General features: G+C 68.5%; 27 protein-coding genes. 8 read left to right on the forward strand and 19 right to left on the reverse strand.

The annotated features are described in order from the left end of the window. Window positions 1-78: 78 nt before the first annotated feature. On the reverse strand, window positions 79-1,227 hold the full coding sequence (locus OHZ10_RS03240) for an anhydro-N-acetylmuramic acid kinase (RefSeq protein WP_342703600.1): 1,149 nt from the start codon (window positions 1,225-1,227) through the stop codon (window positions 79-81). A gap of 142 nt (window positions 1,228-1,369) precedes the next feature. On the opposite strand from OHZ10_RS03240, the gene tyrS reads away from it, so the two are divergent. The 3 genes from tyrS to OHZ10_RS03255 are packed head-to-tail and all read left to right on the forward strand — an operon-like array spanning window position 1,370 to window position 3,752. Further along, entirely contained in the window at window positions 1,370-2,611 is a 1,242-nt protein-coding gene (gene tyrS, locus OHZ10_RS03245; protein WP_059236118.1) for a tyrosine--tRNA ligase, read from the forward strand. Further along, a complete protein-coding gene (dtd, locus tag OHZ10_RS03250; RefSeq protein WP_059236116.1) occupies window positions 2,608-3,066 on the forward strand; it encodes a D-aminoacyl-tRNA deacylase in 459 nt (152 codons plus the stop codon). Before tyrS ends, dtd begins: the two co-directional genes overlap by 4 nt. 23 nt (window positions 3,067-3,089) lie before the next feature. Then, window positions 3,090-3,752 (forward strand): histidine phosphatase family protein, encoded by a 663-nt coding sequence (locus OHZ10_RS03255; RefSeq protein ID WP_059236114.1) that lies wholly within the window; start codon window positions 3,090-3,092, stop codon window positions 3,750-3,752. Between the two features lie 54 nt (window positions 3,753-3,806). Here the strand turns inward: OHZ10_RS03255 and OHZ10_RS03260 are convergent, their stop codons facing one another. The 10 genes from OHZ10_RS03260 to OHZ10_RS03305 form a co-directional block, all read right to left on the reverse strand. Beyond that, window positions 3,807-4,934 (reverse strand): ParB/Srx family N-terminal domain-containing protein, encoded by a 1,128-nt coding sequence (locus tag OHZ10_RS03260; RefSeq protein WP_174993262.1) that lies wholly within the window; start codon window positions 4,932-4,934, stop codon window positions 3,807-3,809. A 157-nt stretch (window positions 4,935-5,091) separates the two neighbouring features. Beyond that, on the reverse strand, window positions 5,092-6,045 hold the full coding sequence (locus tag OHZ10_RS03265; RefSeq protein ID WP_256085564.1) for an oxygenase MpaB family protein: 954 nt from the start codon (window positions 6,043-6,045) through the stop codon (window positions 5,092-5,094). A 23-nt stretch (window positions 6,046-6,068) separates the two neighbouring features. Beyond that, the gene (ruvB, locus tag OHZ10_RS03270) at window positions 6,069-7,139 is read right to left on the reverse strand and encodes a Holliday junction branch migration DNA helicase RuvB (RefSeq protein WP_059236108.1); all 1,071 of its coding nucleotides are present in this window, start codon (window positions 7,137-7,139) and stop codon (window positions 6,069-6,071) included. 111 nt (window positions 7,140-7,250) lie between these two features. After that, window positions 7,251-7,832 carry a Holliday junction branch migration protein RuvA gene (gene ruvA, locus OHZ10_RS03275; protein ID WP_059236106.1) on the reverse strand — a complete coding sequence of 194 codons (582 nt, stop codon included), beginning with the start codon at window positions 7,830-7,832 and terminating at the stop codon, window positions 7,251-7,253. 165 nt (window positions 7,833-7,997) lie between these two features. Beyond that, window positions 7,998-8,540 (reverse strand): crossover junction endodeoxyribonuclease RuvC, encoded by a 543-nt coding sequence (ruvC, locus tag OHZ10_RS03280; RefSeq protein ID WP_039361444.1) that lies wholly within the window; start codon window positions 8,538-8,540, stop codon window positions 7,998-8,000. A 151-nt stretch (window positions 8,541-8,691) separates the two neighbouring features. Continuing rightward, window positions 8,692-10,257 carry a bifunctional phosphoribosylaminoimidazolecarboxamide formyltransferase/IMP cyclohydrolase gene (gene purH, locus OHZ10_RS03285; protein WP_342703604.1) on the reverse strand — a complete coding sequence of 522 codons (1,566 nt, stop codon included), beginning with the start codon at window positions 10,255-10,257 and terminating at the stop codon, window positions 8,692-8,694. A gap of 45 nt (window positions 10,258-10,302) precedes the next feature. Beyond that, window positions 10,303-10,536 (reverse strand): Fis family transcriptional regulator, encoded by a 234-nt coding sequence (locus OHZ10_RS03290; RefSeq protein WP_006476892.1) that lies wholly within the window; start codon window positions 10,534-10,536, stop codon window positions 10,303-10,305. After that, window positions 10,533-11,600 carry a tRNA dihydrouridine synthase DusB gene (dusB, locus tag OHZ10_RS03295; RefSeq protein ID WP_342703606.1) on the reverse strand — a complete coding sequence of 356 codons (1,068 nt, stop codon included), beginning with the start codon at window positions 11,598-11,600 and terminating at the stop codon, window positions 10,533-10,535. The genes OHZ10_RS03290 and dusB overlap by 4 nt, the downstream gene beginning before the upstream one ends. Window positions 11,601-11,738: 138 nt before the next feature. Further along, window positions 11,739-12,926, reverse strand: coding sequence for a UbiH/UbiF/VisC/COQ6 family ubiquinone biosynthesis hydroxylase (locus OHZ10_RS03300; protein ID WP_256085565.1), 1,188 nt, complete (start codon window positions 12,924-12,926; stop codon window positions 11,739-11,741). 37 nt (window positions 12,927-12,963) lie between these two features. Further along, window positions 12,964-14,349 carry an aminopeptidase P N-terminal domain-containing protein gene (locus tag OHZ10_RS03305; protein ID WP_174993260.1) on the reverse strand — a complete coding sequence of 462 codons (1,386 nt, stop codon included), beginning with the start codon at window positions 14,347-14,349 and terminating at the stop codon, window positions 12,964-12,966. A 182-nt stretch (window positions 14,350-14,531) separates the two neighbouring features. Here OHZ10_RS03305 and OHZ10_RS03310 point away from each other — a divergent pair, with 182 nt between their 5' ends. After that, window positions 14,532-15,146, forward strand: a complete 615-nt coding sequence (locus OHZ10_RS03310; RefSeq protein WP_059236096.1) for a glutathione S-transferase family protein — start codon at window positions 14,532-14,534, stop codon at window positions 15,144-15,146. Window positions 15,147-15,254: 108 nt separating this feature from the next. Here the strand turns inward: OHZ10_RS03310 and OHZ10_RS03315 are convergent, their stop codons facing one another. Together OHZ10_RS03315 and OHZ10_RS03320 are read right to left on the reverse strand one after the other, a co-directional pair. After that, window positions 15,255-16,874, reverse strand: coding sequence for an FMN-binding glutamate synthase family protein (locus OHZ10_RS03315; protein WP_059236094.1), 1,620 nt, complete (start codon window positions 16,872-16,874; stop codon window positions 15,255-15,257). A 189-nt stretch (window positions 16,875-17,063) separates the two neighbouring features. Further along, window positions 17,064-17,834 carry an NAD(P)H-dependent oxidoreductase gene (locus OHZ10_RS03320; protein WP_174993259.1) on the reverse strand — a complete coding sequence of 257 codons (771 nt, stop codon included), beginning with the start codon at window positions 17,832-17,834 and terminating at the stop codon, window positions 17,064-17,066. 74 nt (window positions 17,835-17,908) lie between these two features. Between OHZ10_RS03320 and OHZ10_RS03325 the strand changes: the two genes are divergently transcribed. Continuing rightward, complete coding sequence (locus tag OHZ10_RS03325) at window positions 17,909-18,283, forward strand: winged helix-turn-helix transcriptional regulator (RefSeq protein WP_059236090.1); 375 nt, start codon at window positions 17,909-17,911, stop codon at window positions 18,281-18,283. Between the two features lie 35 nt (window positions 18,284-18,318). Here OHZ10_RS03325 and mnmA read toward each other — a convergent pair whose 3' ends face one another. From mnmA to OHZ10_RS03340, 3 genes are all read right to left on the reverse strand, one after another. After that, on the reverse strand, window positions 18,319-19,482 hold the full coding sequence (mnmA, locus tag OHZ10_RS03330; RefSeq protein ID WP_256085568.1) for a tRNA 2-thiouridine(34) synthase MnmA: 1,164 nt from the start codon (window positions 19,480-19,482) through the stop codon (window positions 18,319-18,321). Then, window positions 19,479-19,988, reverse strand: a complete 510-nt coding sequence (locus OHZ10_RS03335; protein WP_059236087.1) for an NUDIX hydrolase — start codon at window positions 19,986-19,988, stop codon at window positions 19,479-19,481. Before OHZ10_RS03335 ends, mnmA begins: the two co-directional genes overlap by 4 nt. A gap of 244 nt (window positions 19,989-20,232) precedes the next feature. Further along, window positions 20,233-21,153, reverse strand: coding sequence for a LysR family transcriptional regulator (locus OHZ10_RS03340; protein WP_342703611.1), 921 nt, complete (start codon window positions 21,151-21,153; stop codon window positions 20,233-20,235). 80 nt (window positions 21,154-21,233) lie between these two features. Between OHZ10_RS03340 and OHZ10_RS03345 the strand changes: the two genes are divergently transcribed. After that, entirely contained in the window at window positions 21,234-22,157 is a 924-nt protein-coding gene (locus tag OHZ10_RS03345) for a carbon-nitrogen hydrolase family protein (protein ID WP_342703612.1), read from the forward strand. 81 nt (window positions 22,158-22,238) lie between these two features. On the opposite strand, the gene OHZ10_RS03350 is transcribed toward OHZ10_RS03345, so the two are convergent. Both OHZ10_RS03350 and OHZ10_RS03355 read right to left on the reverse strand, forming a co-directional pair. Continuing rightward, on the reverse strand, window positions 22,239-22,925 hold the full coding sequence (locus tag OHZ10_RS03350; RefSeq protein ID WP_059236080.1) for a helix-turn-helix transcriptional regulator: 687 nt from the start codon (window positions 22,923-22,925) through the stop codon (window positions 22,239-22,241). Between the two features lie 73 nt (window positions 22,926-22,998). Continuing rightward, on the reverse strand, window positions 22,999-23,403 hold the full coding sequence (locus OHZ10_RS03355) for a VOC family protein (RefSeq protein WP_059236078.1): 405 nt from the start codon (window positions 23,401-23,403) through the stop codon (window positions 22,999-23,001). Between the two features lie 168 nt (window positions 23,404-23,571). On the opposite strand from OHZ10_RS03355, the gene OHZ10_RS03360 reads away from it, so the two are divergent. Continuing rightward, window positions 23,572-23,904, forward strand: a complete 333-nt coding sequence (locus OHZ10_RS03360) for a winged helix-turn-helix domain-containing protein (RefSeq protein ID WP_342703613.1) — start codon at window positions 23,572-23,574, stop codon at window positions 23,902-23,904. Further along, the gene (locus tag OHZ10_RS03365; RefSeq protein ID WP_174993258.1) at window positions 23,897-24,361 is read left to right on the forward strand and encodes an SRPBCC family protein; all 465 of its coding nucleotides are present in this window, start codon (window positions 23,897-23,899) and stop codon (window positions 24,359-24,361) included. The genes OHZ10_RS03360 and OHZ10_RS03365 overlap by 8 nt, the downstream gene beginning before the upstream one ends. A gap of 73 nt (window positions 24,362-24,434) precedes the next feature. On the opposite strand, the gene OHZ10_RS03370 is transcribed toward OHZ10_RS03365, so the two are convergent. Continuing rightward, window positions 24,435-25,736 carry a THUMP domain-containing class I SAM-dependent RNA methyltransferase gene (locus OHZ10_RS03370; protein ID WP_059236074.1) on the reverse strand — a complete coding sequence of 434 codons (1,302 nt, stop codon included), beginning with the start codon at window positions 25,734-25,736 and terminating at the stop codon, window positions 24,435-24,437. Window positions 25,737-25,801 lie beyond the last annotated feature (65 nt).

The following is a 25,801-nucleotide window of genomic DNA, read 5'->3' on the forward strand; positions in this document are numbered from 1 at the left end:
GAATGAAAAACGGGGCTTCATGCCCCGTTTTTTTACGTCCGTCTGCCATGCGGCACCCGCCATGCGGCGGGCGTCGCATCAGCGCGGATAGAGTGCGCCGAGCACGCGGTTGCCGTCCGCGCCGGTGACCGTCGCGAGATTGCCGGGCTGGCGCGCGGTGAAGCGGTAGGCGAGCCACGCGAACGCGAGTGCCTCGACCTGCTGCGGCGGCACGCCGAGCGCGGCCGTCGTATCGACGGTGGCCGGTACGCCTGCCTCGCGCAGCGCGTGCCTGATCGCGTCGAGCAGCACCGGATTGCGTGCACCGCCGCCGCAGACGAAGACGGCCTTGCAGCCCGGAGCATGCGTGGCGATCTCGCGCGCAACCGACACGGCGGTGAGCGCCGTGAGCGTCGCCTGCACGTCCTCCGGCGCGATCTGCGCGAACGCGGCGAGCTTTGCGTCGAGCCACGCAGGGTTGAACAGGTCGCGTCCGGTGCTTTTCGGCGGCGGCGCGGCGAAATACGGTTCGTCGAGCAGCGCGTCGAGCAGCGGCGCATGCACGGTGCCGCGCGCGGCGAACTTGCCGCCGTCGTCGTACGGCTTGCCCAGATGGCGGGTCGCCCATTCGTCGATCAGCGCATTCGCGGGGCCGCAGTCGAAGCCGCGCACGTCGCCGCCTTCGCCGGGCAGGATCGTGATGTTGCTGATCCCGCCGAGATTGCAGACGACGCGAGTTTCGCCGGGCGCACCGAACACCGTCGCATGGAACGCCGGCGCGAGCGGTGCGCCGTGGCCGCCGGCGGCGACGTCGCGGCTGCGGAAATCGGCGATCACGTCGACCTGGGCCAGCTCGGCGAGCAGCGCCGGGTTGTTGAGCTGCCGCGTATAGCCGCGCTCGGGGCGATGGCGCACCGTCTGGCCGTGCACGCCGATCGCGCGGATCTCGTCGCGCGACAGCCCGGCCGTGCGCTGCAGCTCATGGCAGCACACCGCATAGCGCGCGACGAGCGCATTCGCCGCGAGCGATTCGCGGTCGATTTCGTTGTCGCCCGGCTGCTGCAGCGCGAACAGCGCGTCGCGCAGCGATTGCGCGAAGCCGACGAACGCTTCCGCGAGGACGACCGGCGCCTTGCCGGCCTCGAAACGCACGGCGACGCCGTCGACGCCGTCCATGCTGGTTCCCGACATCAGCCCGAAGTAGATGCCGTCGGCCGGATAGGCGTGTTGCGGCTGTCGTTGCGGCACGTTGGGTTCTCCTGGATCGTGCGGCGCGGGCCGGTGCCGCGCGCCTTGTGCCCGATTATCCGCGCAACCTGACGTGTCGTTAAGCGATGCGCGCGCAAGTTATGGGAAAATCCCTGTTTTTGCGACATTCTTCCTGGCACCGATGAGCACCGAACCCAGTTCCAAGCCTGTTTTCCCGATCACCGACGAAGTCCGGCATGCGCTCGCCGTCACGAAGCGCGGCGTCGACGAGCTGCTGATCGAGGAAGAGTTCGCGCAGAAGCTCGCGCGCAGCGCGGCCACGAACACGCCGCTTCGCATCAAGCTCGGCCTCGACCCGACCGCGCCGGACATCCACATCGGCCACACGGTCGTGCTGAACAAGATGCGCCAGCTGCAGGACCTCGGCCACACGGTGATCTTCCTGATCGGCGATTTCACGTCGCTGATCGGCGATCCGTCGGGCCGCAATGCGACGCGCCCGCCGCTCACGCGCGAGCAGATCGAATCGAACGCGAAGACCTACTTCGAGCAGGCTGCGCTCGTGCTCGATCGCGACAAGACCGAAATCCGCTACAACAGCGAATGGTCGATGCCGCTCGGCGCGGACGGGATGATCAAGCTGGCGTCGCGCTACACGGTCGCGCGGATCCTTGAGCGCGAAGACTTCACGAAGCGCTTCCAGGGCGGCGTGCCGATCTCGATCCACGAATTCCTGTACCCGCTGATGCAGGGCTACGATTCGGTCGCGCTGAACGCCGATCTCGAACTTGGCGGTACCGACCAGAAGTTCAACCTGCTGGTGGGCCGCGAACTGCAGAAGCAGTACGGCCAGGAACAGCAGTGCATCCTGACGATGCCGCTACTCGAAGGCCTCGACGGCGTCGAGAAGATGTCGAAGTCGAAGGGCAATTACGTCGGCATCAGCGAGAAGCCGACCGACATGTTCGGCAAGCTGATGAGCATCTCGGACACGCTGATGTGGCGTTACTTCGAGCTGCTGTCGTTCCGCAGCCTCGACGAGATCGCCGGCTTCAAGCGTGAGGCCGAAGGCGGTCGCAACCCGCGCGACTTCAAGGTGCTGCTCGCGCAGGAAATCGTCGCGCGGTTCCATTCGCAGCCCGACGCCGAGCGCGCGCTCGAAGACTTCAACCACCGCGCGAAGGGCGGTGTGCCGGACGACATTCCGTCGGTCACGCTCGCCGGTGCGCCGCTCGCGATCGGCCAGCTGCTGAAGCAGGCGGGCCTCGTGCCGTCGACCAGCGAAGCGCTGCGCAACATCGAGCAGGGCGGCGTGAAGATCGACGGCGCGACGGTGTCGGACAAGGGGCTCAAGGTCGAAGCCGGCGAATTCGTCGTGCAGGTCGGCAAGCGCCGCTTCGCACGCATTACGCTGACCGCATGATCGCGCTGATCCAGCGCGTCAGGCGCGCCGACGTGCGCGTCGGCGACCGCACGACGGGCGAGATCGGTGCGGGCCTGCTCGCGCTGGTCTGCGCGGAGCGCGGCGACACCGAGGCCGCGGCCGACAAACTGCTTGCGAAGCTGCTCGGCTACCGGGTGTTCAGCGATGCGGCCGGCAAGATGAACCTGCCGGTGTCGAACATCGACGGCGAGGGCCGCGCAGGTGGCCTGCTGCTCGTGTCGCAGTTCACGCTGGCGGCCGATACCAACAGCGGGTTGCGTCCGAGCTTCACGCCGGCCGCGCCGCCCGACGAAGGCGCGCGGTTGTTCGACTATTTCGTCGCGGCCGCGCGGGCGCGTCATCCGGTCGTCGAGACGGGCGAGTTCGGCGCCGACATGCAGGTGTCACTCGTCAACGACGGCCCCGTGACGTTCTGGCTGCAAGTGCGGCCCTGATTCTTTCCCGGAGACGCGCCGCGATGGCCACCACGCAGATTCTTTTCATCCGCCATGGCGAGACCGCCTGGAACCGCATCAAGCGCATCCAGGGCCATATCGACATTCCGCTGGCCGACACGGGGCTCGCGCAGGCAAAGCGGCTGGCTGTCCGGCTCGAGCGAGAGGCGCGCGAGGGCGCGCGGATCGATGCCGTGTATTCGAGCGACCTGATGCGCGCGCAGCAGACCGCACAACCCTTTGCCGATGCGCTCGGTCTGCCGCTGCAGCTCCGCGAAGGGTTGCGCGAACGCTCGTACGGCGCGTTCCAGGGACACGACAGCCCCGAGATCGAGACGCTGTTTCCGGACGCATATGCGGCCTGGCAGACGCGCGACCCGGGCTTCGCGCCGGAAGGCGGCGAGTCGCAGCGCGCGTTCTATCACCGCGTGCTGCATGCGCTCGAGCCGATCGTCGCCGCGCATCCGGGCGGCCGGATCGCGTGCGTCGCGCACGGCGGCGTGCTCGACTGCGTGTACCGCTTTGCGAACGGGATCGAGCTGTCGGCGCCGCGCACTTATCAGCTGCTCAACACGAGCATCAACGTCGTCGATTACGTGGACGGCCGCGCGCAGGTCGTGCAGTGGGCCGACGTGTCGCATCTGGAAGCCGCGAGCGACGACGACGGGTACCGCAAGGTCCTCTGAACCCCTGCGCCCCGGCCGGCCCCGCCGGCCGGGGTTTCTGCGACTGCGTGACGCTTATTGCGGCAACGCGTGGCGCGTCTTGTAGTCGAGCGCGTACGCGATCTTGCCGGGCTTGTCGGCCGTGACCGGCTGGCGCAGCTTGTCGAATTCCCCCTTGTTGTACTTCTTCCCGCCGTTGATCGCGTCGGCACGCCCGAGGTCGGCGCCCGTCTTGCCGTCGATCACCGGGTCCGTCGCCGCGACCATGCGCGTCGACGCATTCCAGACTGCATTCACGTAGCCCGTGTCGGCTTTCGCCGGATCGGGATCGGTCGTGCCGCCGCGCGTGAGGTCGTAGTTCGCCAGCGCGAACGTGCCCGGCTGCGCGCGCAGCCAGTCGGCCCAGTAGAACTCGAGATAGTCGGTGGCTTGCGCGGGCTTGCTGTAGCCGATGTCGCGCGTGAAATAGACGAGCGACCGGTAGCGGTCGTTCGTCATCCCGAGTTTCAGGCCAAGCCCGGCCGGCAGTTGCGCGGTCGTGATCGGCTTGCCTTCGCCGTTCTTCAGGCGCAGGTAGCCGCGGCTTTGCATCTGTTGCCAGAACGCGTCGCCCGAGTAGTTGCTGAGGTTGTCCTTGACGACGACGTGCACGTGCAGCGCCGGGCCACCGTCGGGCGTCTCGTAGTAGGTCGACAGGCCGTGGTGGCCGTCGGTCAGGTACAGCGCATCGCCGTTCGGGCCGATCACGACGGGATTCAGCACCGAGCGGTCGCGGGCGTTCGCGTCGGTCGTCGTGCACGTGTAGCTTGCGGGCTCGCGCAGCGACGATTTGGCCGTGTAGCCGCTCGATGCGACGCCGCCGAGCCCTTCGTCCGCGCAGAAGTCGTCGAATTTCTTGTCGGGCTGCAGTTCGTAGCGACCAAGCTTGTAGTAGATCTGGTCGTAGCCGATCGCGCCCTGCGTCGGATGGAGATCGCCGAGCGTGACGTCGATCAGGTCGCCTGCGCGGGCGGCCTTCCACTTGCCCGGTTGCGGCGTGGTGGTCGCGGGTGGCGTGGCGGGCGGCGCGGTCGTCGTGCCGCCGGCAGGCGTCTGCGCGTCCGTGCGCGCAACGGCGGCGACATCGTCGCCCCCGCACGCAGACAGGGCGAGCAAGGTGGACAGGCTGGCGGCAAGGGCGAGACGGATCGGCAGGCGTGGCATCGCGGGTATCGGGTGTCGGTCGGGTGGGCGGGGCACTGCGCGGGTATCGGACGGGGCGCACGGGACGTGCAGCACGTGCGACCGCGCGCGGGTGCAAGCCCGTCAGCTTGTCACAGGTATTTGACAGTAAATTGAAATGATCGGAGGAAGCCGATCGTCAGGCGGGCGGCGTGCCGTCGGAAGGGAGTGCGGTGGCACGGCGGCGCGCGCGCTTCGACGCGCCGTTGACGAGCGCCCAGCGCAGCACGGGGGCGACGGCGCGTATGCCGGGCCGGACCACCGCGCGCCGCAACGGCGCGAACGTCGACACGCCGAGCATGCGCTGCGCCCAAGGCGGCAGCAGGTCGATCCCCGCATGCACCATCAGCGACGCGGCCGGCCGCAGCGCAGGCTTCGCGACCGGTACGTTCAGCAGGATCGACATCACGTCGAACGTGTGCGGTCCGGCTTCGAGTTCGGGCTGCATGCGCGCGAAATACGCGGCAACCTCGGCGCGCGAACGGGGCACCTCGTGTGCGCCGAGCAGCTCGGCGATCAATGCCGTTTCGGCGTAGTAGCGATCTTGCTGCTCGCCCGACAGCGCCGGATTCACATAACGCAGATGCGCGACGAGGAAACTCGACACTTCCGCGACATGCACCCAGGTCAGCAGCGCCGGATCGTCGGCGCGGTACGGCCGCCCGTCGGGCGCGGCGCCCGAGATGCGCGCATGGATCGTCTTCACGCGCTCGATCAGCGCGAGCGCGTCTGCGCGGCTGCCGAACGTCGTGCCCGTGATGAACGTGGCGGTGCGCCGCAAGCGGCCGAGGATGTCGGTGCGAAAGGAAGAGTGATCCCAGACGCCCGCGAGTGCGAGCGGATGGAGCGCCTGCAGCAGCAGCGCGGCGATGCCGCCCGTCATCATCGACGTGAAGTCGGCATGGACGCGCCAGCAGACGGCGTCGGGGCCGAACAGCCCCGGGTCGCCAGGTGGCGACGAAAGATCGATCGACGGGCCGCCGCCGCCCACCGTCAGGTGCGTGATGCCGGCCACGAGCCGCTTGCGAATCGGCTCGGCCCAGCGCGGGCCCGGTGCGGGTGCGGCGGGGTGGCGGGCAGGCGGCGTGGTCATGGCGGGGTGGCGCGGGCGACGGGTTACTTCCCGTCCGGGGTATTCCACTCGTCGCGTTCGGGGCGGCGGGCGTCGGGCACCGAAAGTCCGAAATGCCGATACGTGAGCAGCGTCGCGACGCGCCCGCGCGGCGTGCGCTGCAGGAAGCCCTGCTGGATCAGGTACGGTTCGAGCACGTCTTCGATCGTGTCGCGCTCCTCGCCGATCGCCGCCGCGAGGTTGTCGATGCCGACCGGGCCGCCGTCGAACTTGTACAGGATCGCTTCGAGCAGCTTGCGGTCCATCAGGTCGAAGCCGACCGGATCGACGTCGAGCATCGCGAGCGCGGCATCGGCCACGGCCGAGGTGATCTGGCCGTCGGCCTTCACTTCCGCGAAATCGCGCACGCGGCGCAGCAGCCGGTTCGCGATCCGCGGCGTGCCGCGCGAGCGCTTCGCGATTTCCAGCGCGCCGTTCGGATCGATCTGCGCGTTCAGCAGCGACGCCGAGCGCCGCACGATGCGCGACAGCTGATCGGCATCGTAGAACTCAAGCCGCGCGACGATCCCGAAACGGTCGCGCAGCGGGTTGGTCAGCATCCCCGCGCGGGTGGTCGCGCCGACCAGCGTGAACGGCTGCAGGTCGAGCTTCACGCTGCGCGCGGCCGGGCCTTCGCCGATCATGATGTCGATCTGGTAATCCTCGAGTGCCGGATACAGGATTTCCTCGACGACCGGCGACAGCCGGTGGATCTCGTCGATGAACAGCACGTCGTTGGCTTCGAGGTTCGTCAGCAGCGCGGCGAGATCGCCTGCGCGCTCGAGCACGGGGCCCGAGGTCTGGCGCAGGTTCACGCCCATCTCGCGCGCGATGATGTGCGCGAGCGTCGTCTTGCCGAGACCCGGCGGCCCGAACAGCAGCACGTGGTCGAGCGGCTCGGAGCGGCGCTTCGCGGCTTCGATGAAGATCTCGAGCTGGCCGCGCACCTTTTCCTGGCCGACGTAGTCGTCGAGCTGGCGCGGCCGCAGCGCACGTTCGAACACCTCCTCGTGCGACGAGGTGGGCGTGGCGGCGATGATCCGCTGCTCGGTGGCGAGTTTGTCGGTTTCAATCATGCGGCCATTGTACCGCGCGCCGACGTCCGGCCTACCTGGCCGAACGGCCGACTGGCGGGTGCCGCGCCGCGGCGCGACACTGGCTTCGACGGCCGGATTGCCGAACGTGCGTTACACCTTCGACAGCGCCTTCAGCGCGAGCTTGATGCCTTCGGACACGCCGGTGCCGGCCGGCACGTTCTTGATCGCGGCCAGGCCTTCCTTCTCGGAGTAGCCGAGCGCGAGCAGCGCGTTGAGGATGTCGGTCGCGTGATCGGACGGCGATGCGGCCCCGGCAAGCGCACCGAGGTCGGCGCCGAGCTTGCCCTTCAGTTCGAGCAGCAGGCGCTCGGCGGTTTTCTTGCCGATGCCGGGCAGGCGCGTGAGGCGCGCGGCGTCCTGCATCGTCACGGCCTGCGCGAGCTCCTGCACGCTCATGCCGGACAGCACGGCGAGCGCCATGCGCGCGCCGATGCCGGTGATCTTCAGCAGTTCGCGGAAGGTCGTGCGCTCCTGCGGTGTCAGGAAGCCGTACAGCAGGTGCGCGTCCTCGCGGACGATCTGCTGCGTGAGCAGCACGATGCGCTCGCCCGTGTGCGGCAGGTTGTAGAAGGTGCTCATCGGCACGTCGATTTCGTAGCCGACGCCGTTGCAGTCGACGAGCAGATGAGGCGGGTTCTTTTCGAGCAGGATGCCGGCGATGCGACCGATCATGGAGGGCGGGATGCGAGGAATAAAGCGCGAGTGTAGCGCACGTGCGGCGCAATGCCGATGGGGCGGGACATCAGGCCGAAACGATGCGTGTCGCGGGTGCGCCGCGCGCGGTGGAAACGCTCACGGCGACCGGCCCGGCGTGCCGGGCGACTGCATACGCCGGCGTCAGCCGACCAGCCGCCCGCGCCGCACGCGCAGCCCCTTCTTCGCGAGCGCCGGCGCGAGGCCGCCGAGGGTGCTGAGCGTGTCGCCGCCGTGCGCATGGCAGATCGCCATGCCGAGCGCGTCGGCCGCGTCCGAGCCCGGTTGGCCGGACAGGTTGAGCAGGCGCGTGACCATTTCCTGCATCTGCGTCTTGGTCGCGCGGCCGTAGCCGACCACCGCCTGCTTCAGTTGCAGCGCCGTGTATTCGGCAACCGGCAGGCCGCCCGCAACGAGGCCGCAGATCGCGGCGCCGCGTGCCTGGCCGAGCAGCAGCGTCGACTGCGGGTTCACGTTGACGAACACCTTTTCGATCGCGGCCTGGTCGGGCGCATGTTCGCGCACGATCGTCGAGACGCCCTGGAAGATCGTGCCGAGCCGGGTGGCCAGGTCGGCCGTCGGCGTGCGGATCACGCCGCTCGTGACATAGGCGAGCCGGTGGCCGCTGACGTCGATGACGCCGAAGCCGGTGACGCGCAGGCCGGGGTCGATGCCGAGAATTCGCATGAGTGAGGAGAATTGCCTGATGCAGCGATACTACAACGAATGGTGCGCCGCGCCGGCCGCACGGTTGCGTGCGGAGGCGCCGCGCAATAAAAAACCCGGCGGGTGCAACGCCGCCGGGCTTTCATGTTGCAGCCACGCGGGCCGCACGCGATCAGTGACGGAAGTGGCGCACGCCCGTCAGGACCATCGCGATGCCGTGCTCATCGGCTGCCGCGATCACTTCGTCGTCGCGCATCGAGCCGCCCGGCTGGATCACGCAGGTCGCGCCTGCCGCCACGACGACGTCGAGGCCGTCGCGGAACGGGAAGAACGCATCCGACGCGACGGCCGAGCCGGCCAGCGTCAGGCCCGCGTTCTGCGCCTTGATGCTCGCGATGCGCGCGGAATCGACGCGGCTCATCTGGCCGGCGCCGACGCCGAGCGTCATGCCGCTGCCGCAGAACACGATCGCGTTCGACTTCACGTACTTCGCGACGCGCCATGCGAACAGCAGGTCGTCCATTTCCTTCGCGGTCGGCTGGCGCTTCGTGACGACGCGCAGCTCGCTCGGCTGCACGTTCCGCGAGTCGAGCGACTGCACGAGCAGGCCGCCGCCCACGCGCTTCAGGTCGAATGCGTTATGGCCGTCGCCCAGTGCGATTTCGAGCAGGCGCACGTTCTGCTTCGCGGCGAACACCTGCTTCGCGGCGTCGGAGAACGACGGGGCGATCAGCACTTCGACGAACTGCTTCGCGACAGCCTGCGCGGCCGCTTCGTCGACTTCGCGGTTGAACGCGATGATGCCGCCGAACGCGGAAGTCGGATCCGTCTGGAATGCCTTTGCGTACGCGTCGGCCGAGTCGTTGCCGACCGCGACGCCGCACGGGTTCGCGTGCTTGATGATCACGCAGGCCGGCGCGTCGAACGTCTTCACGCATTCCCACGCCGCGTCCGAATCCGCGATGTTGTTGTACGACAGTTCCTTGCCCTGCAGCTGGCGGTAGTTCGCCAGTGCGCCGGCCGGCGTCGCGAGGTCGCGGTAGAACGCCGCGCTCTGGTGCGGGTTCTCGCCGTAGCGCAGGTCCTGCACCTTGTCGAACGCCATGTTCAGCGTGGCCGGGTACGCGCTGCGCGACGCGTGCTTCAGCTCGTCGGTCAGGCTCGTCAGGTAGTTCGTGATCGCGCCGTCGTATTGCGCGGTGTGCGCGAACACCTTCGTCGCGAGGCGGAAGTTGGTCGGGTAGCCGACCGTGTTGCCGTTCGCCTTCATTTCATCGAGCACGATCGCGTAGTCGGCCGGGTCGACGACGACCGTCACGTCGCGGTGGTTCTTCGCAGCGGAGCGCAGCATCGTCGGGCCGCCGATGTCGATGTTCTCGATCGCGTCGGCGAGCGTGCAGTCGTCCTTCGCGATCGTCGCGACGAACGGGTACAGGTTCACGACGAGCAGGTCGATCGTCGGGATGCCGTGCTGTTCCAGCGCCTGCATGTGCTCGGGCAGGTCGCGGCGCGCGAGGATGCCGCCGTGCACCTTCGGGTGGAGCGTCTTCACGCGCCCATCGAGCATTTCCGGGAAGCCCGTGTAGTCGGCCACTTCGGTCACGGGCAGGCCCGCGTCGGCGAGGAGTTTCGCAGTGCCGCCGGTCGACAGCAGCTTGACGCCGAGGTCGGACAGCGACTTCGCGAAGTCGACGATGCCGGTCTTGTCGGAAACGGAAATGAGCGCTTGCTTGATCATGATGGAACCACCAATAGCCAGGGAAACGGGGACGGGACGGCCGGCTTACAGCAGGCCGTGCTGCTGCAGCTTCTTGCGCAGCGTATTGCGGTTGATGCCGAGGTACTCCGCGGCGAGCGACTGGTTGCCGCCTGCCTGTACGAGCACGACCTCGAGCATCGGCTTTTCGACGCAGGACATCACCATTTCATAGACGTCGTGCGGATTGGAGCCGTCTAGATCCCGGAAATACACGTCCAGGCTCTCGCGGACACATTGTTCGATGTTGTGCTTGCTCATGCTGCTAACTGGTTATGGTCGTCCGACTCGCCCTGGCCGTTTTCCTCTTCGTCATCGACGTAGACGAGGTGGTCCGACAGCGCTTTTTGCGCCTCGAAGAATGCATTGACGGCGGCGAGCTGCTCGCGGGAGGAATCGAGCGTGTTCATCCTGTGCCGGAACCCGTTGGCACCGGAAAGGCCGCGAGTGTACCAGCCGATGTGCTTGCGCGCAGTACGGACACCCGTGAATTCACCGTAGAAAGCGTAGTGGTCTTCCAGGTGTTCGTTCATCACGTGCTGGATCTCGTCGATCAGCGGCGGGGGCAGCAGTTCACCGGTTTGCAGGAAATGATCGATTTCGCGGAACAGCCACGGCCGGCCTTGCGCGGCACGACCGATCATCAGCGCGTCGGCGCCGGTTGCGTCGAGCACGGCCTTCGCTTTCGCGGGCGACGTGATGTCGCCGTTCGCGACGACCGGAATCCGAACGGCTGCCTTCACGGCCGCGATGGTGTCGTACTCGGCGTCGCCGCGGTACAGGTCGGCGCGCGTGCGGCCGTGCACGGTGAGCATCGAGATGCCGGCGGCTTCGGCCAGGCGCGCGACCGTGATCGCGTTCTTGTGCTCGCGGTCCCAGCCGGTGCGGATCTTCAGCGTGACGGGCACCGCATCGGGCCCCGTACCGACCGCCGCGACGACGGCATCGACGATCCGCTGCACGAGCGGCTCGTTCTGCAGCAGCGCGGAGCCGGCCGCGACGTTGCAGACCTTTTTCGCCGGGCAGCCCATGTTGATGTCGATGATCTGCGCGCCGTTGTCGACGTTGTAGCGGGCCGCTTCGGCCATCATCGCCGGATCGGCGCCGGCGATCTGGACCGCGATCGGCTCGACTTCGCCTTCGTGGTTCGCGCGCCGCATCGTCTTTGCGCTTTTCCACAGCTGCGCGTTGGACGCGACCATCTCGGACACGGCGTAACCGGCCCCCAGCCGCTTGCAGAGCTGGCGGAACGGACGATCCGTCACCCCAGCCATCGGGGCGACGAACAGGTTGTTACGCAATACGTGAGGACCGATAGCGGGCATCGCAATGGCACCGCCCGCGACCGGCGCGGGCAGGGGAAGGGAAGACGGAAAACGAGCATTTTACCGTATTCCCATGCCCCGCCGATTTGACCCGGTTTGCCTGGCATGCCCGGGCAAACCGGGCGGCGCGCCCGCGTGTCAGTTGCGCTGGCCGAACATCATCTGGCGCGCGATCGCCTTCTTGAGCGGCGGCACGAATTCGAGTGCGGTCAGCGCCGCGCCGCGCAGCAGCGGAAGCGGGCCCGAGTCGATCGTAAACAGGCGGGCCAGCGTGTCGGTCGCACCGATCGTGAAGCGCCGGTCGAGCGCGCGGCGCGCGTTGAAGGTCGCGAGCGCGGTTGCTTCGAAGCCTTGCGCGGACAGCGTGTCGACGAGCGTATGCGCATCGCGCAGCCCGAGGTTGAGCCCCTGGCCCGCGACGGGGTGCAGGGTTTGCGCGGCATTGCCGACGATCGCGACGCGGCCGCTGACGAGCGTCGGCGCGGCGTTCAGCCCGAGCGGGAACGATGCGCGCCCGGCGATCGCGACGAACTCGCCCATGCGTGCGCCGAATACGCTGCCGAGTTCGCGCAGGAACGCGTCGTCGGGCAGCGCCGCGCGGCGTGCCGCTTCGTCGGGCGTACAGCACCAGACGAGCGAGTAGTCGGCCTGGCGCGGCCCGCCGAGCGGCAGCAGCGCGAGCGGGCCTTCGTGCGTGAAGCGTTCCCATGCGACGTTCGGGCGCGGCGCCGATACCGTGACCGTGCCGACGAGTGCGGTCTGCCCGTAATCGCGGCGATGCTTGGCCGTATCGGCCTGCTGTTCATGGAACAGCCCGCCTTCGGCATTGATGACGATCCGCGCGCGCAGCGTGCGCTCGCCCTGCGGCCCGTCGAGCGTCAGCGTGACACCGTCGGCGTCCTGCTGCGGCGCGCGTGCGGTGGTCGACGTGAGCCAGTCGACGCGCGTGCTGCGCACGGCGCCGGCGAGCGCCTGCACGATCGAGCCGTAGCGCACCACATAGCCGAGCGCGGCGAGGTCGTGCTCTTCGCGGTCGATCAGCGTGCGGCCGAAATGGCCGCGTTGGGACACGTGGATATGTTCGATCGGCGTCGCGTCGGCGGGCCACGCGAGCGTGTCGAGCAGCACGCGGCTGCCGTGCGACACGGCGATCGCGCGTGGGTCGTTCGCATTCGCGGCCGGTTCGCGCGCGTCGATCAGCGCGATCGATGCGTGCTGCGTCGCGCTGCGGCGTGCGAGCCAGCCGGCGAGCGCGAGCCCGACGGGGCCCGCGCCGACGATGGCGAGGTCGTAGTCCGGCGTGGCCGGGGAGGAAGCGGTCGTCATCTTGATTCGTGAAACGGTGGTAACGGTCGGCGGCCGGTCATGCGCCCGCGCGCATCAGCGCTTCGATCTCGTCGGCCGCGACGGGCACGCCGCGCGTGATCAACTCGCAGCCGTGCTCGCGCACGATCGCGTCGTCCTCGATGCGGATGCCGATGTTCCAGTATTCGGACGGCACGTCGTCGGCCGCGCGCACGTACAGGCCGGGTTCGACCGTCAGCGTCATGCCGGGCTTCAGCGTGCGCCACGGCAGCGCGCCATTGTCGTCGCGCTCGGCGAGCCGCTCGCGGTAGTCGCCGCAGTCGTGCACGTCCATCCCGAGCCAGTGGCCGGTGCGATGCATGTAGAAGCGCGAATAGGCGCGCTCGGCGATCACGTCGTCGACGGTCGAGAAGCGCGCTTTCGGGATGATGCCGGTGTCGAGCAGGCCCTGCGCGAGCACGCGTACCGCCGCATCGTGCGGCGCCTCGAACGGCACGCCCGCGCGCGTTGCATCGATCGCGGCCTGCTGCGCGGCGAGCACGATGTCGTACAGCGTGCGCTGCGCGGGCGAGAAGCGCCCGTTGGCCGGGAACGTGCGCGTGATGTCCGATGCGTAGCCGTCGAGTTCGCATGCGGCGTCGATCAGGATCAGGTCGCCGTCCTGCGCGGCCGCGTTGCCGGCCGGGTAGTGCAGCACGCACGCATTCGCGCCGGCCGCGACGATCGAACCGTACGCGGGCGATTGCGCGCCGTGCTTGCGGAACAGGTACAGCAGTTCGGCCTCGAGTTCGTATTCGCGGATGCCGGGGCGGCACACCTGCATCGCGCGGCGGTGCGCGAGCGCGGAGATGTGCGCGGCGCGCATCATGATCGCGAGTTCGTGTTCGTCCTTCACGAGCCGCATGTCGTCGAGCAGCGGCGTGAGGTCGAGCAGCGCGTCCGGCGCGGCGACGCCCGTGCGTGCCAACGCACGCACCGCATCGATCCAGCCGGCAAGCTGGCGCTCGAAGTCGGCCGATGCGCCGAACCGGTAGTGCACGGTGCCCGCGTCGGCGAGCAGGCGCGGCATCTCGGTATCGATCACGTCGACCGCGAATGCCGCGTCGAAACCGAACGCGTCGCGCGCGGCGTCGGGCCCGTAGTGAAAGCCTTCCCAGATCTCGCGGTCGACGTTCTTGCCGCGGCAGAACAGGATCGACTCCGGCGCGCCGTGCGGTGCGGCCGCGTTCAGCACGAGCACGGCATCCGGCTCGGTGAAGCCCGTCAGGTAATGGAAGTAGCTGTCGAACCGGTACGGGTAGGCCGTATCGCGGTTGCGCAGCAGTTCCGGCGCGGTGGGGACGATGGCGACGCCGCCGCCCGCGGCACGCAGTGCGGCAAGCACGCGTTCACGGCGCTGGCGGTAGACGTCGACGGCGATGGCGGTATCGAGGGGCGCATTCATCGTGCGATTGTAGCGCCGCGCGACGCGGTGCGTGAGAGTGGGGCCGGAAGCCGCGCCGGAAGGCCCGCGCGGCGGCTGTTGCAAACCATCCACAGGCCGGACGGCCGATTTTCTGTCACGCGACGCTGGCCGGTTATGATCGACGACAACGTATACTCTCGGCGGTTCCCCAAAAAAGGCAGATGATGAAATTAATCGGTTCGCTCGGCAGCCCGTACGTCCGCAAGGCGCGGATCGTGCTCGCTGAAAAGAAGATCGACTACAAGCTGGAGCTCGAGAACGTGTGGGCGCCGGAGACGGATATTCATGCATCGAATCCGCTCGGCAAGGTCCCGTGCCTCGTGATGGAGGATGGTGCCGCGGTGTTCGATTCCCGCGTGATCTGCGAATACGTCGACACGCTGTCGCCGGTCGGCAAACTGATTCCGCCGTCGGGCCGCGAGCGTGTCGAGGTCCGTTGCTGGGAAGCGCTGGGCGACGGCGTCCTCGACGCGGCGGTCGCGATTCGCATCGAACACACGATGCGCGACGAGGCGCAGCGCAGCGCGAGCTGGATCGCGCGCCAGCAGCGCAAGATCGACGACGGTCTCGTCGCGATGTCGCAGGGTCTCGGCGGCAAGACGTGGTGCGTCGGTAATCATTACACGCTCGCCGACATCGCACTCGGTTGCGCGCTCGGCTATCTCGACTTCCGGATGCCCGAGCTCAACTGGCGCGATCGCCACCCGAACCTCGACAAGCATTTCGTGAAGCTCCAGCAGCGGCAATCGTTCGCCGATACGCTGCCGCAGAACTGAGCGGTTGCCGGCCGCGCGTACGCGCATTCGGCAGACGAAAGAAAAGCGCCCCGCGGGGCGCTTTTCTTTTTGTCGCGCAGGCCGCCGCCGGAGCGGGGCGGCAGCGCGTCACTCGATCGACGCGTACACGGCTTCGCCAAGCGTGAACGAATCGCTGCGCGCGATCGGCCACCACTTGTCGTACAGCGTGAAGCCGCAGGTCTGGCCGTCGAGCAGCGCACCGGGCTTCAGGTACTTCAGCAACTGCGACATCAGCCGCACCTCGTGCGGCGCGACCCGCTGCACGATGTGATGCGCGCGCAGCTCGGACGGATGCCCGAGGCCGGCGGCCTGCACGAGTTCCTGCAGCGCATGCAGCGTATTGCGGTGGAAGTTGAACACGCGCTCGGCCTTGTCGGGCACGACGAGTGCGCGCTGGCGCACCGGGTCCTGCGTCGCGACGCCGGTCGGGCAGCGGTCGGTGTGGCAGTGCTGCGCCTGGATGCAGCCGACCGCGAACATGAAGCCGCGCGCCGAGTTCACCCAGTCCGCGCCGATCGCGAGCGTGCGCGCGATGTCGAACGCGGTGATGATCTTGCCGCTCGCACCGATCTTCACGCGATCGCGCACGCCGATCCCGACGAGCGTGTTGTGCACGAGCAGCAGCCCTTCCTGCAGCGGCACGCCGACGTGGTCGGTGAATTCGAGCGGCGCCGCGCCCGTACCGCCTTCCGCGCCGTCGACGACGATGAAGTCGGGCACGATGCCGGTCTCGATCATCGCCTTCGCAATGCCGAAGAATTCCCACGGATGGCCGATGCACAGCTTGAAGCCGGTCGGCTTGCCGCCGGACAGCGTGCGCAGCCGCTCGACGAATTCGAGCAGCCCGCGCGGCGTCGAGAATTCCGAGTGCGTCGCGGGCGAGATGCAGTCCTTGCCCATCGGCACGCCGCGCGTTTCGGCGATTTCCGGCGTGATCTTCGCGGCCGGCAGTACGCCGCCGTGGCCGGGCTTCGCGCCCTGCGACAGCTTCACCTCGATCATCTTGACCTGCGGATCGGCAGCCTGCTTCGCGAACTTGTCGGGGTTGAACGTGCCGTCGTCGTTGCGGCAACCGAAGTAGCCGGACGCGATTTCCCAGATGATGTCGCCGCCGTTCTCGCGGTGGTACTTCGACAGCGAGCCTTCGCCGGTATCGTGCGCGAACCCGCCTTTCTTCGCGCCGAGGTTCAGCGAGCGGATCGCGTTCGCGGACAGCGAGCCGAAGCTCATCGCCGAGATGTTGAAGATCGAAATGTCGTACGGTTGCGCGCGATTCGCGCCGACGCGGATGCGGAAATCGTGGTTCGGCAGTTTCGTCGGCGCGAGCGAGTGGCTGATCCATTCGTGCGCGACGGCTTTCACGTTCAGCTCGGTGCCGTACGGCCGGTTGTCGGCGACGTTCTTCGCGCGCTGGTAGACGAGGCTGCGCTGCGCACGCGAGAACGGCTTCTCGTCGGTGTCGTCCTCGACGAAGTACTGACGGATTTCAGGTCGGATGAATTCGAACAGGAAGCGGAAGTGGCCCCAGAGCGGGTAATTGCGCAGGATCGCGTGACGGTCCTGTTTCAGGTCGTACACGCCGAGCGCGACGAGGGCGACGGGGATGATGATCCACAGCCAGGAAAGCATATGGGCCGACGCGAGCGCGGCCGCCGCGACGAGCAGCAGGACGGCACACCACATCGCCAGGTAGCGTCGGGAAAACATGGGGACTCCATCGTCATTATTCGGATGATGGCCGCTGCGCGAGACGCGCGGCGGCCGGCAGGCCGGCACGGGCGGCGTCGCGCCGGGCCGGCGGGCGTGGTGCCGGTGCCGTACCCGGCCGCTGCCGGCGCCCGCGATGGTCGAGAGTCTACTACGGGTCCCGTGAAGCCAGCGTTGCCGAGCGATCGCTCAGCAGTCGGCGCCGGCGTGGCGGATGAACGGGCCGTAGGCGGGCGCGTCGGGCTTCAGCTTGCCGCCGGCTTCGAAATCCCTGTCGCGGTTGAACGGTACCGACGGCCACGCATCCCACTCGACCAGCCGCGCGCAGTAGTCCGCAAGCTGCCGCGCGAGGCGCGCGTCGCGTTGCTGCGCGCCGTCGCCGGCCAGATCGCCGCGAACGTCGTGGATCAGGTGCGGCTCAAGCACGTCGAAGCCGATATAGCGTAGCGCGTACATGATCGGCCATAGCAGCAGGCGGGTATCGCCCTCCCGGCCGTCGGGCGCGCATGCGGCAGCCGACGAGCCGGTCGTGACGCTCAGCAGCGCGCGGCGGCCGTGCAGCACGCCGCGGTCATGGCGCCGGCTGCTGCTGTACAGGCCCCCGTAGACGAACACGCGGTCCATCCAGCCTTTCAGGATCGCGGGCGCGCCGAACCACCAGAGCGGGAACTGCAGGATCAGCGCGTCGGCCTGCCGCAGCAGGCCGACGTGACGCTCGACCTCCGGTGCGAGCGTGCCGCGCTCCCAGTGATGGCGCTGTTCGCGTTGCGCATCGAAGCGCGACGCATCGAGCCGGTCCGCGTAGTGGCGCGGCGCCTCGCCCGGATCGAACGCGTCGGCGTACAGGTCCGCGATCGTCGCGATGTGGCCTGCCGCGCGGCACGTCTTTGCCGCCGCGCAGGCGAGGGCGGCGTTGAACGAGCGCGGTTCGGGATGGGCGACGACGATCAGCACCTGCATGACGGGCTCCGTGAGTGTGAGACGATGATGGCGCGCAGCGGCGGGGCGGCGCAATCACGTACCCGGAGGTAACCATGGCATTTCCCGGCAACGTCTATGCGGCGGATTGCTCGGCGCGCGACGCGCTGGCCCTGATCGCCGGCAAATGGACGCTGCTGATCCTGCCGGCGCTGGCCGAGCGGCCGTTGCGCAACGGCGAGCTGCTGCGGCGCATCGGCGGGATTTCGCAGAAGGTGCTCACGCAAACGCTGCGCGAACTGGTGCGCAACGGGCTGATCGAGCGTGTCGAGATCGACGCCCGGCGCGTGCATGTCGAATACCGGCTGACACCGGTGGCAGGATCGCTGGTGCAGACGCTGGTGGCGCTCGACCGGTGGGCGGAGCGGCATTTCCCCGCGCTCGACGCGGCACGCGAGCGCTACGATGCGGCGTTGCAAAGCATGCGCTGAACGAGGGGCGGCGGCGCTCGCGCGCCGCCGGTGTGTCAGCGTGCGTCGGCGAGCGCCGGCGCGTGGCCTTCCGCGGGCGTGGCCTGACCGGGCTGGCCGGTTGTCGCGAGTTCGATGATGCCGCCGCCGAGGCATATCTCGCCGTCGTACAGCACGGCCGACTGGCCGGGCGTGACGGCCCACTGCGCGTCGTCGAATGCGAGCGAGAAGCGGGCTTCGCCTGCCGGGCCGGCGGGCGCGGCGCCGAATGCGCATGCCGCATCGGCCTGCCGGTATCGCGTCTTCGCGCCGCACGCGAAGCCGTCGGCCGGCGGCTCGCCGGCGACCCAGCTGACGTTGCCGGCGACGAGCTGGCGCGACAGCAGCCACGGATGATCGTGGCCCTGCACGACGTACAGCGTGTTCGACGCGATGTCCTTCGCGGCGACGAACCATGGTTCGCCGCTGCCGCTCTTGCTGCCGCCGAGGCCGATGCCCTTGCGCTGGCCGAACGTGTAGAACGCGAGGCCGATGTGTTCGCCGACCACCTTGCCGTCGGGCGTCTTCATCGGGCCGGGCTTCGTCGGCAGGTAGCGGTTCAGGAAATCGCGGAACGGCCGTTCGCCGATGAAGCAGATGCCGGTCGAATCCTTCTTCTTCGCGTTCGGCAGCCCGATCTGCGCGGCGATCTCGCGCACCTTCGTCTTCGGGATCTCGCCGAGCGGGAACATCGTCTTCGACAGTTGCGCCTGGTTCAGCCGGTGCAGGAAGTACGACTGGTCTTTCGTATGATCGAACGCCTTCAGCAGTTCGAAACGCCCGTCGCGTTCGCGCACGCGCGCATAGTGGCCGGTCGCGATCATTTCCGCGTCGAGCGACATCGCGTGGTCGAGGAACGCCTTGAACTTGATCTCGGCGTTGCACAGCACGTCCGGGTTCGGCGTGCGGCCGGCCGAGTATTCGCGCAGGAACTCGGCGAACACGCGGTCCTTGTATTCCGCGGCGAAGTTGACGGCTTCCACGTCGATGCCGATCAGGTCGGCCACCGACACGACGTCGATCCAGTCCTGGCGCGTCGAGCAGTACTCGCCGTCGTCATCGTCTTCCCAGTTCTTCATGAACAGGCCGACCACGTCGTAGCCCTGTTCCTTCAGCAGCCACGCCGTCACCGACGAATCGACGCCGCCCGACATGCCCACCACCACACGGCGCTTGCTCATTTGTTGACCGCCTGACGTTCGAATGCCTCGGGGCGCGGCGCGACCGAATGCGTATGCACGAAATCGAGCGGAATGCGCCGCCCGGCGAGATAGTCGTCGACGCAGCGCATCACCGCGGGCGAGCGATGGCGCTCGCTGCACGCGCGCAGTTCGTCGGCCGTCATCCACAGCGTGCGGACGATGCCTTCGTCGAGCACATGGCCCGCGACCGGTTCGCCGGCCCTGCCGCAGAACGTGAAGCGCAGGTAGGTCGCGCCGGCGGTGCCGGGGCGGTCGTAGTGCGCGAGATAGACGCCGACGAGCGCGTCGGGCGTGAACGGGTGCGCGGTTTCCTCGAGCGTTTCGCGGATCACGGCGTCGGCCAGCGTTTCGCCGGCCTCGAGATGACCGGCCGGCTGGTTGATGCGCAGGCCCGTCGAGGTTTCTTCCTCGATCACGAGAAAGCGGCCGGCGTGCTCGACGAGCGCGGCGACCGTCACATGCGGGGTCCAGATTTCGGGTTTCATGGTTCGGCATTTTACCGGTTGCGCCCGAACGCTGCCGGCCCTCTCGTTAGACGAATCCGACCCCGTAAGCGCTGCATCCTGCCGATGTGCTGCGGCACGGGTCCGGTTCGCGCCGCGTTCATGCACGATCGATCGTGCGGAACGCGGCTGCACGGCCGTCGTCCCGGGTGAAGAGCGGCGTCCATGCGGTTGTAGGACTCGGCACACGCCGGCGGCGCGGCAGGCAGCGCTGACGCGCCGTCGTTCATGGCGCGACGAGGCGCGTGACGCACGCGGCGATCGTGTCGCGCACACGCACGATTGCCGGGTCGCGCTGCGTACTCGTGCGCCAGCCGATTTCGACCGGATAGCGCGGCAGGTCGACCGGGCACGCGAGCGCGCGCAGCGGCGTCGATTGCGCGATCGTGCGCGCTGCATGCGCGGGAATCGTTGCGACCGCGTCGGAGCCGGCGAGCAGGTACGGCAGCGCGGCGAAATGCGTGGTCGATGCGGCGACGCGCCGCTTGTGGCCGAGCGCGGCCAGCGCCTCGTCGACGATCCCGATCACGCCGCCCGACGACACGAGCAGGTGGTCGCGCCGCAGGAAGTCGGCGAGCGTCAACGTGCGCGGCCGCTGAGCGCGGGCGCCCGGGTCGATCAGGCACGCATAGCCGCCCGTCGCGACCGCGCGCCGGCTGAGCCCGTTCGCCGAGAACCCGCCCGACGCGATCGCGAGATCGACACCGTGCCGCAGCAGCGCATCGCCGGCGATGCCGCTGTGGGTCTGCCGGAAGATCAGCCGGATGCCCGCGGCTTCGCGCGCGACCGCATCGATCAGCGCGCGACCGAGCGCGATCTCGAAGTCGTCGGACAGCCCGACCGAGATCGTGCGGCCAACGCGCTCGCCGCTGTCGGCCGCGATCGCGAGGCTTTCGCGGCAGCGGTCGAGCGCGTCGGACAGGATCGGCTTCAGTTCGTCCGCGCGCGGCGTCGGCGCGAGCCCGCGGCCGGTGCGCACGAACAGCGGATCGGCGTAGATCACGCGCAGCCGCGCGAGTGCCGCGCTGACGGCCGACTGCGTGAGGCCGAGCCGCAGCGCCGCCCGGCTCGCGCCGCCTTCCTCGTACAGCGCCTCGAACACCTTCAGCAGGTTCAGGTCGAGGCCGGAGATATCATCCGCATTCATGACAGATATCTTTCTATCGATTTGATCGATGACATCTTATCGATAAAGATGGCGGCATCCCATTCACCGGAGTCGCCACCATGTCCACGTCAGTCATCGCCGCCTTGCAGATCGGCGCGTCGCCCGCCGGCACGCGCGCTACGCTCGACACGATCCTCGGCTACGAAACCGCGATTCGCGACAGCGGCGCGTCGCTCGTCGTGCTGCCCGAGGCCGTGCTCGGCGGCTATCCGAAAGGCGAAATCTTCGGCACGCGGCTCGGCTTCCGGCTGCCCGAAGGCCGCGACGCGTATGCGCGCTATGCCGCGCAGGCGATCGACGTGCCGGGGCCCGAGACCGACGAGCTGGCCGCGCTGTCGCAGCGTACGGGAGCGAGCCTCGTGGTCGGCGTGATCGAGCGCGGCGGCAGCACGCTGTACTGCACGGCGCTGTTCTTCGATCCGCGCGACGGGCTCGTCGCGAAGCACCGCAAGCTGATGCCGACCGGCACCGAGCGGCTGATCTGGGGGCAGGGCGACGGCTCGACGCTGCCCGTCGTCGAAACGGCAGCCGGCCGCGCGGGCGCCGCGATCTGCTGGGAGAACCACATGCCGCTGCTGCGCTGCGCGATGTACGCGAAAGGCGTGCAGATCTGGTGTGCGCCGACTGTCGACGAGCGCGACCTGTGGCAGAGCTCGATGCGCCACATCGCGCATGAAGGGCGTTGCTTCGTCGTGAGCGCGTGCCAGGTGCAGCCGTCGCCGCGTGCGCTCGGCATCGACGTGCCGGGCTGGGATCCCGAGCGGCCGCTGATCCGCGGCGGCAGCGTGATCGTCGGGCCGCTCGGCGACCTGCTGACGGAGCCGCTGATCGGCGAGGCCGGGCTCGTGACCGCGCACATCGATACCGACGAGCTGGTGCGGGCCCGCTACGATTTCGACGTCGTCGGCCACTACGCGCGGGCGGACGTGTTTTCGCTGCACGTCGACGAGCGGCCGAAGCGGCCGGTGGTGTTCGGCGGATAACGCGGGAAGGGCCGGGCGCCGAACGGCGGTCGGGCAACGAATGACGGCGGCGCGCGGCTTCGCGCCCGCCGCCGCAGAGCGTCAGCGCATCGGCGCTTCCGCGATCCGCATGTAGTCGGCGATCCGCCGTCCTTCCATGTCCGGAAACTGCTCGTGCACGGTGATGTCGCCCATTCGCGCGATGTCGAAGGTGCGGAAATCGCCGCGCAGCTCGCACCACGCACCGATCGTCCAGCGCCCGCCCCAGTAGACGAGACCGAGCGGCCATACGCGGCGTTGCGAATGCGCGCCGAGCCGGTCGCGATAGTCGAAGCTCACGATGTGGCGCGTGTCGATGGCCTGGTGGATCGCGTCGACCTTTGCGCAGAACGTCTCGTCGATGTGGAACGACGGCGCGAACACCGGCAGGCGGTCGAGCGCCGTGCGCTTGTCGGCCGGCATCGCCGACGCGATCTTCGCGAGCGCCGAGCGCGCGCCACTCGCGAAGCGCGCGCCGCCCCAGGTCTCGAGCATGCGCGCGCCGGTGGCGAGCGCCGAGAGCTCCTCGGCCGTGAACGTGAGCGGCGGCAAGCTCGCGTTGCGGTTCAGCCGGTAACCGATGCCGGCCTCGCCTTCGATCGGCACCCCTGACAGTTGCAGGTCGCGCACGTCGCGATAGACCGTGCGCGGTGACACCGACAGCCAGTCGGCCAGCTGCTGCGCGGTCGTGAGACGACGCCCGCGCAGCAGCTCGGCGATCTGGAACAGGCGGTCGGCACGGCGGGTCATGACAGCACCTCGATTCCTTCCGTTACGGGGACTTCGCGATGATAGCGCCGCGCCCGCCCGCTGACCGGTGCGCTCAGTGGCATTTCGGCGCGTGCAGACCGACGCGGTTGCCTTCGGTGTCGATCAGGTAGCCGACGTAGCCGTAGTTGTTCGGCAGCTCGACGACCGTGCCCTGCACGACGCCGCCCGCGCGCTTCGCACGTTCGAGCGCCGCGACGACCGATTCGCCTGCGTTCAGGTAGACGAGCACGCCGTTCGCGCTCGGCTTCATCTGCTGCGGATCGAACACGATGCTGCCGCCCGTGCTCGACGCCTCGCGATCGAACGTGGCCATCGGCACGCCGCCGAAGATTTCGCGCCGCAACGTGGTCTGCAGCACGGTTTCGTAAAAGCGGATCGCCCGTTCGAAATCGAGGGACGGAATGTCGAACCAGGCGATTGCGCGTTCCAGGGTTGCGGTGGCAGTTGCGGTCGTCATGACGAGCTCCTTGTTGCGTTGTTATTCGGGTTCGGTGCGGAAACCAGCCTGCATTGCGCCGGGATTGCAGTGTGAGCGCGGGCTGCTGACACCGTATTGTCAGTAGAGTTGTCACCCTTGACATGCAACCATTTGGTTGCATAATAAAGCCATTGACCCGGGAGTGGCATGGATCTCGTTTTCAGGGCGCTGGCCGATGCCACGCGCCGTCAGTTGCTGGACCTGCTGCACGCAAAGAGCGGCCAGACGCTGTCCGAGCTGTGCGACGGGCTCGCGATGAGCCGGCAGGCCGTGAGCAAGCATCTCGCGCTGCTCGAGGCCGCGAATCTCGTCGCGACGACGTGGCGCGGCAGGGAGAAGCTGCATTACCTGAATCCGGTGCCGATCCACGACATCGCGGAACGCTGGATCGGCAAGTTCGAGCGTCAGCGCCTCCAGGCGCTGGCGGATCTCAAGCGCGGGCTCGAAGCGGCCAGCGAAACAGGAGACGACGATGGGTAATCCCGCCTTTGTGTACGTGACCTTCATCGCAGCGACGCCCGAGCGCGTGTTCGACGCGTTGACCAACGCCGAGCTGACGAAAGACTACTGGGTGCGGCATCGCAATGCGTCACCCGACTGGCGGCCGGGCTCGCGCTGGGAACATCAGGACTACGACGATCCGTCGCGGGTCGACATCGTCGGCGAAGTGGTGGAGAACGATCCGCCGCACCGGCTGGTGGTCACGTGGCGCACGCCGTCGGGGGAGGGCGAGGAATCGCGCGTGACCTACCTCGTCGAGCCGCATGAAGGCGTCGTGAAGCTGACCGTCACGCACGACGGGCTCCTGGCCGGTTCGGAGATGGATCGTGGCATTCGCGGCGGCTGGCCGGTCGTGCTGTCGAGCCTGAAGACGCTGCTCGAGACGGGGCACGCGCTGCCGTTCACGATGGGGCGCTGGTCGAAATCGAAGCACTGACCGGCTGCGAAATGGCACAGGGGCCGCGATAGCGGCCCCTGAGACGTCGTCGCTTGTGGAAGCGGACGGATGCTTATGCGTCGCCTTCCGGCGCGGCCGGGCGTGCCTTCACGCTGCCGGCGATCAGGTCGAAGCGGAACAGCCGGCATTCGAGCGCGCCGTTGAACAGCGGCGTCTTGGCCGATTCGCGCAGGCGCAGCAGGCCCGGCAGCGAACGGTCGGACGTCAGCAGGAACGCCTGCCAGCCCGTGAAGCGCTGCTTCAGCGCATCGCCGAGCACGTTGAAGAACTCGCTGTCCGGCGCGTCGGTGTGCGTGCGGCGGAACGCGTCGTCGTTGCCGCGGTTGCGGCCGGTTTCGCGCACTTCGCCGCGCGCGCTGCGGCCGCGCACTTCGATCCGCTCCCCGTACGGCGGGTTCGCGAGGATGATGCCCGGCGCGTCGCACGGCGGCGTCATCCCGCGTGCGTCGACCTGCTTGAGCCACACCGACGGCACGCCCGCGCGCTCGAGGTTCGCGCGGGCCTTCTCGAGCATGTCGCCGGAAATGTCGCTGCCGTACACGCCGAGCGCGTCGTTGCGCTTGGCGCGCGCCGCGCGCTTCGCGTCCAGCGCCGGGACCTTCAGCCCCTGCCACGCGGTGATGTCGTACTGCTTGAGCTTTTCGAAGCCGAACCGGCGTTCGCAGCCGGGCGCCACGCCGAGTGCGATCTGCGCGGCTTCCGCGAGGAACGTGCCGCTGCCGCACATCGGGTCGTACAGCGCGGTGCCGGGCGTCCAGCCCGTCAGGCGCAGGATGCCGGCCGCGAGGTTCTCGCGCAGCGGCGCCGCGCCCTTGTCGAGACGCCAGCCGCGCTTGAACAGCGGCTCGCCCGACGTATCGAGGTACAGCGTGCACTCGTTGGCGGTCAGGAACGCGAACACGCGCACATCCGGCGCACCGGTGTCGATGCTCGGGCGCGCGCCGGTCTTGTCGCGCATCCGGTCGCAGATCGCGTCCTTCACGCGCAACGTCGCGAATTCGAGGCTCTTCAGCGGCGACTTGATCGCGGTGATGTCGACGCGCAGCGTCTGCGTGGCCGCGAACCAGCGCTCCCACGGCTGCTCGAGCGCGAGCGCGTAGACGTCCTGCTCGTTGCGGTACGCGCGATGCGCGATCTTCAGCAGGATCCGGCTCGCGATCCGCGAATGGAGGTTCGCGGCCATGCCGGCGGCCCAGCCGCCGCTGAAATGGACGCCGCCCGGCACCTGCGCGCCCGCGGTGAACGGCGCGCCGTTCAGGTGGCGGCCGGCGATTTCGGCCAGCTCGGCGGCAAGCGCCGCTTCGAGGCCGCGCGGGCAGGGGGCGAAGAATTCGAACAGGGTGGGCGAGGACATAAGGCGGGTGAGGACGTGCAAAAGTCCACCATTGTACGCGGCGCGGGCGGCCGGGGCCGGCGTTT

It is taken from the genome of Burkholderia arboris (assembly GCF_038723655.1).
Lineage (GTDB): Bacteria > Pseudomonadota > Gammaproteobacteria > Burkholderiales > Burkholderiaceae > Burkholderia > Burkholderia arboris.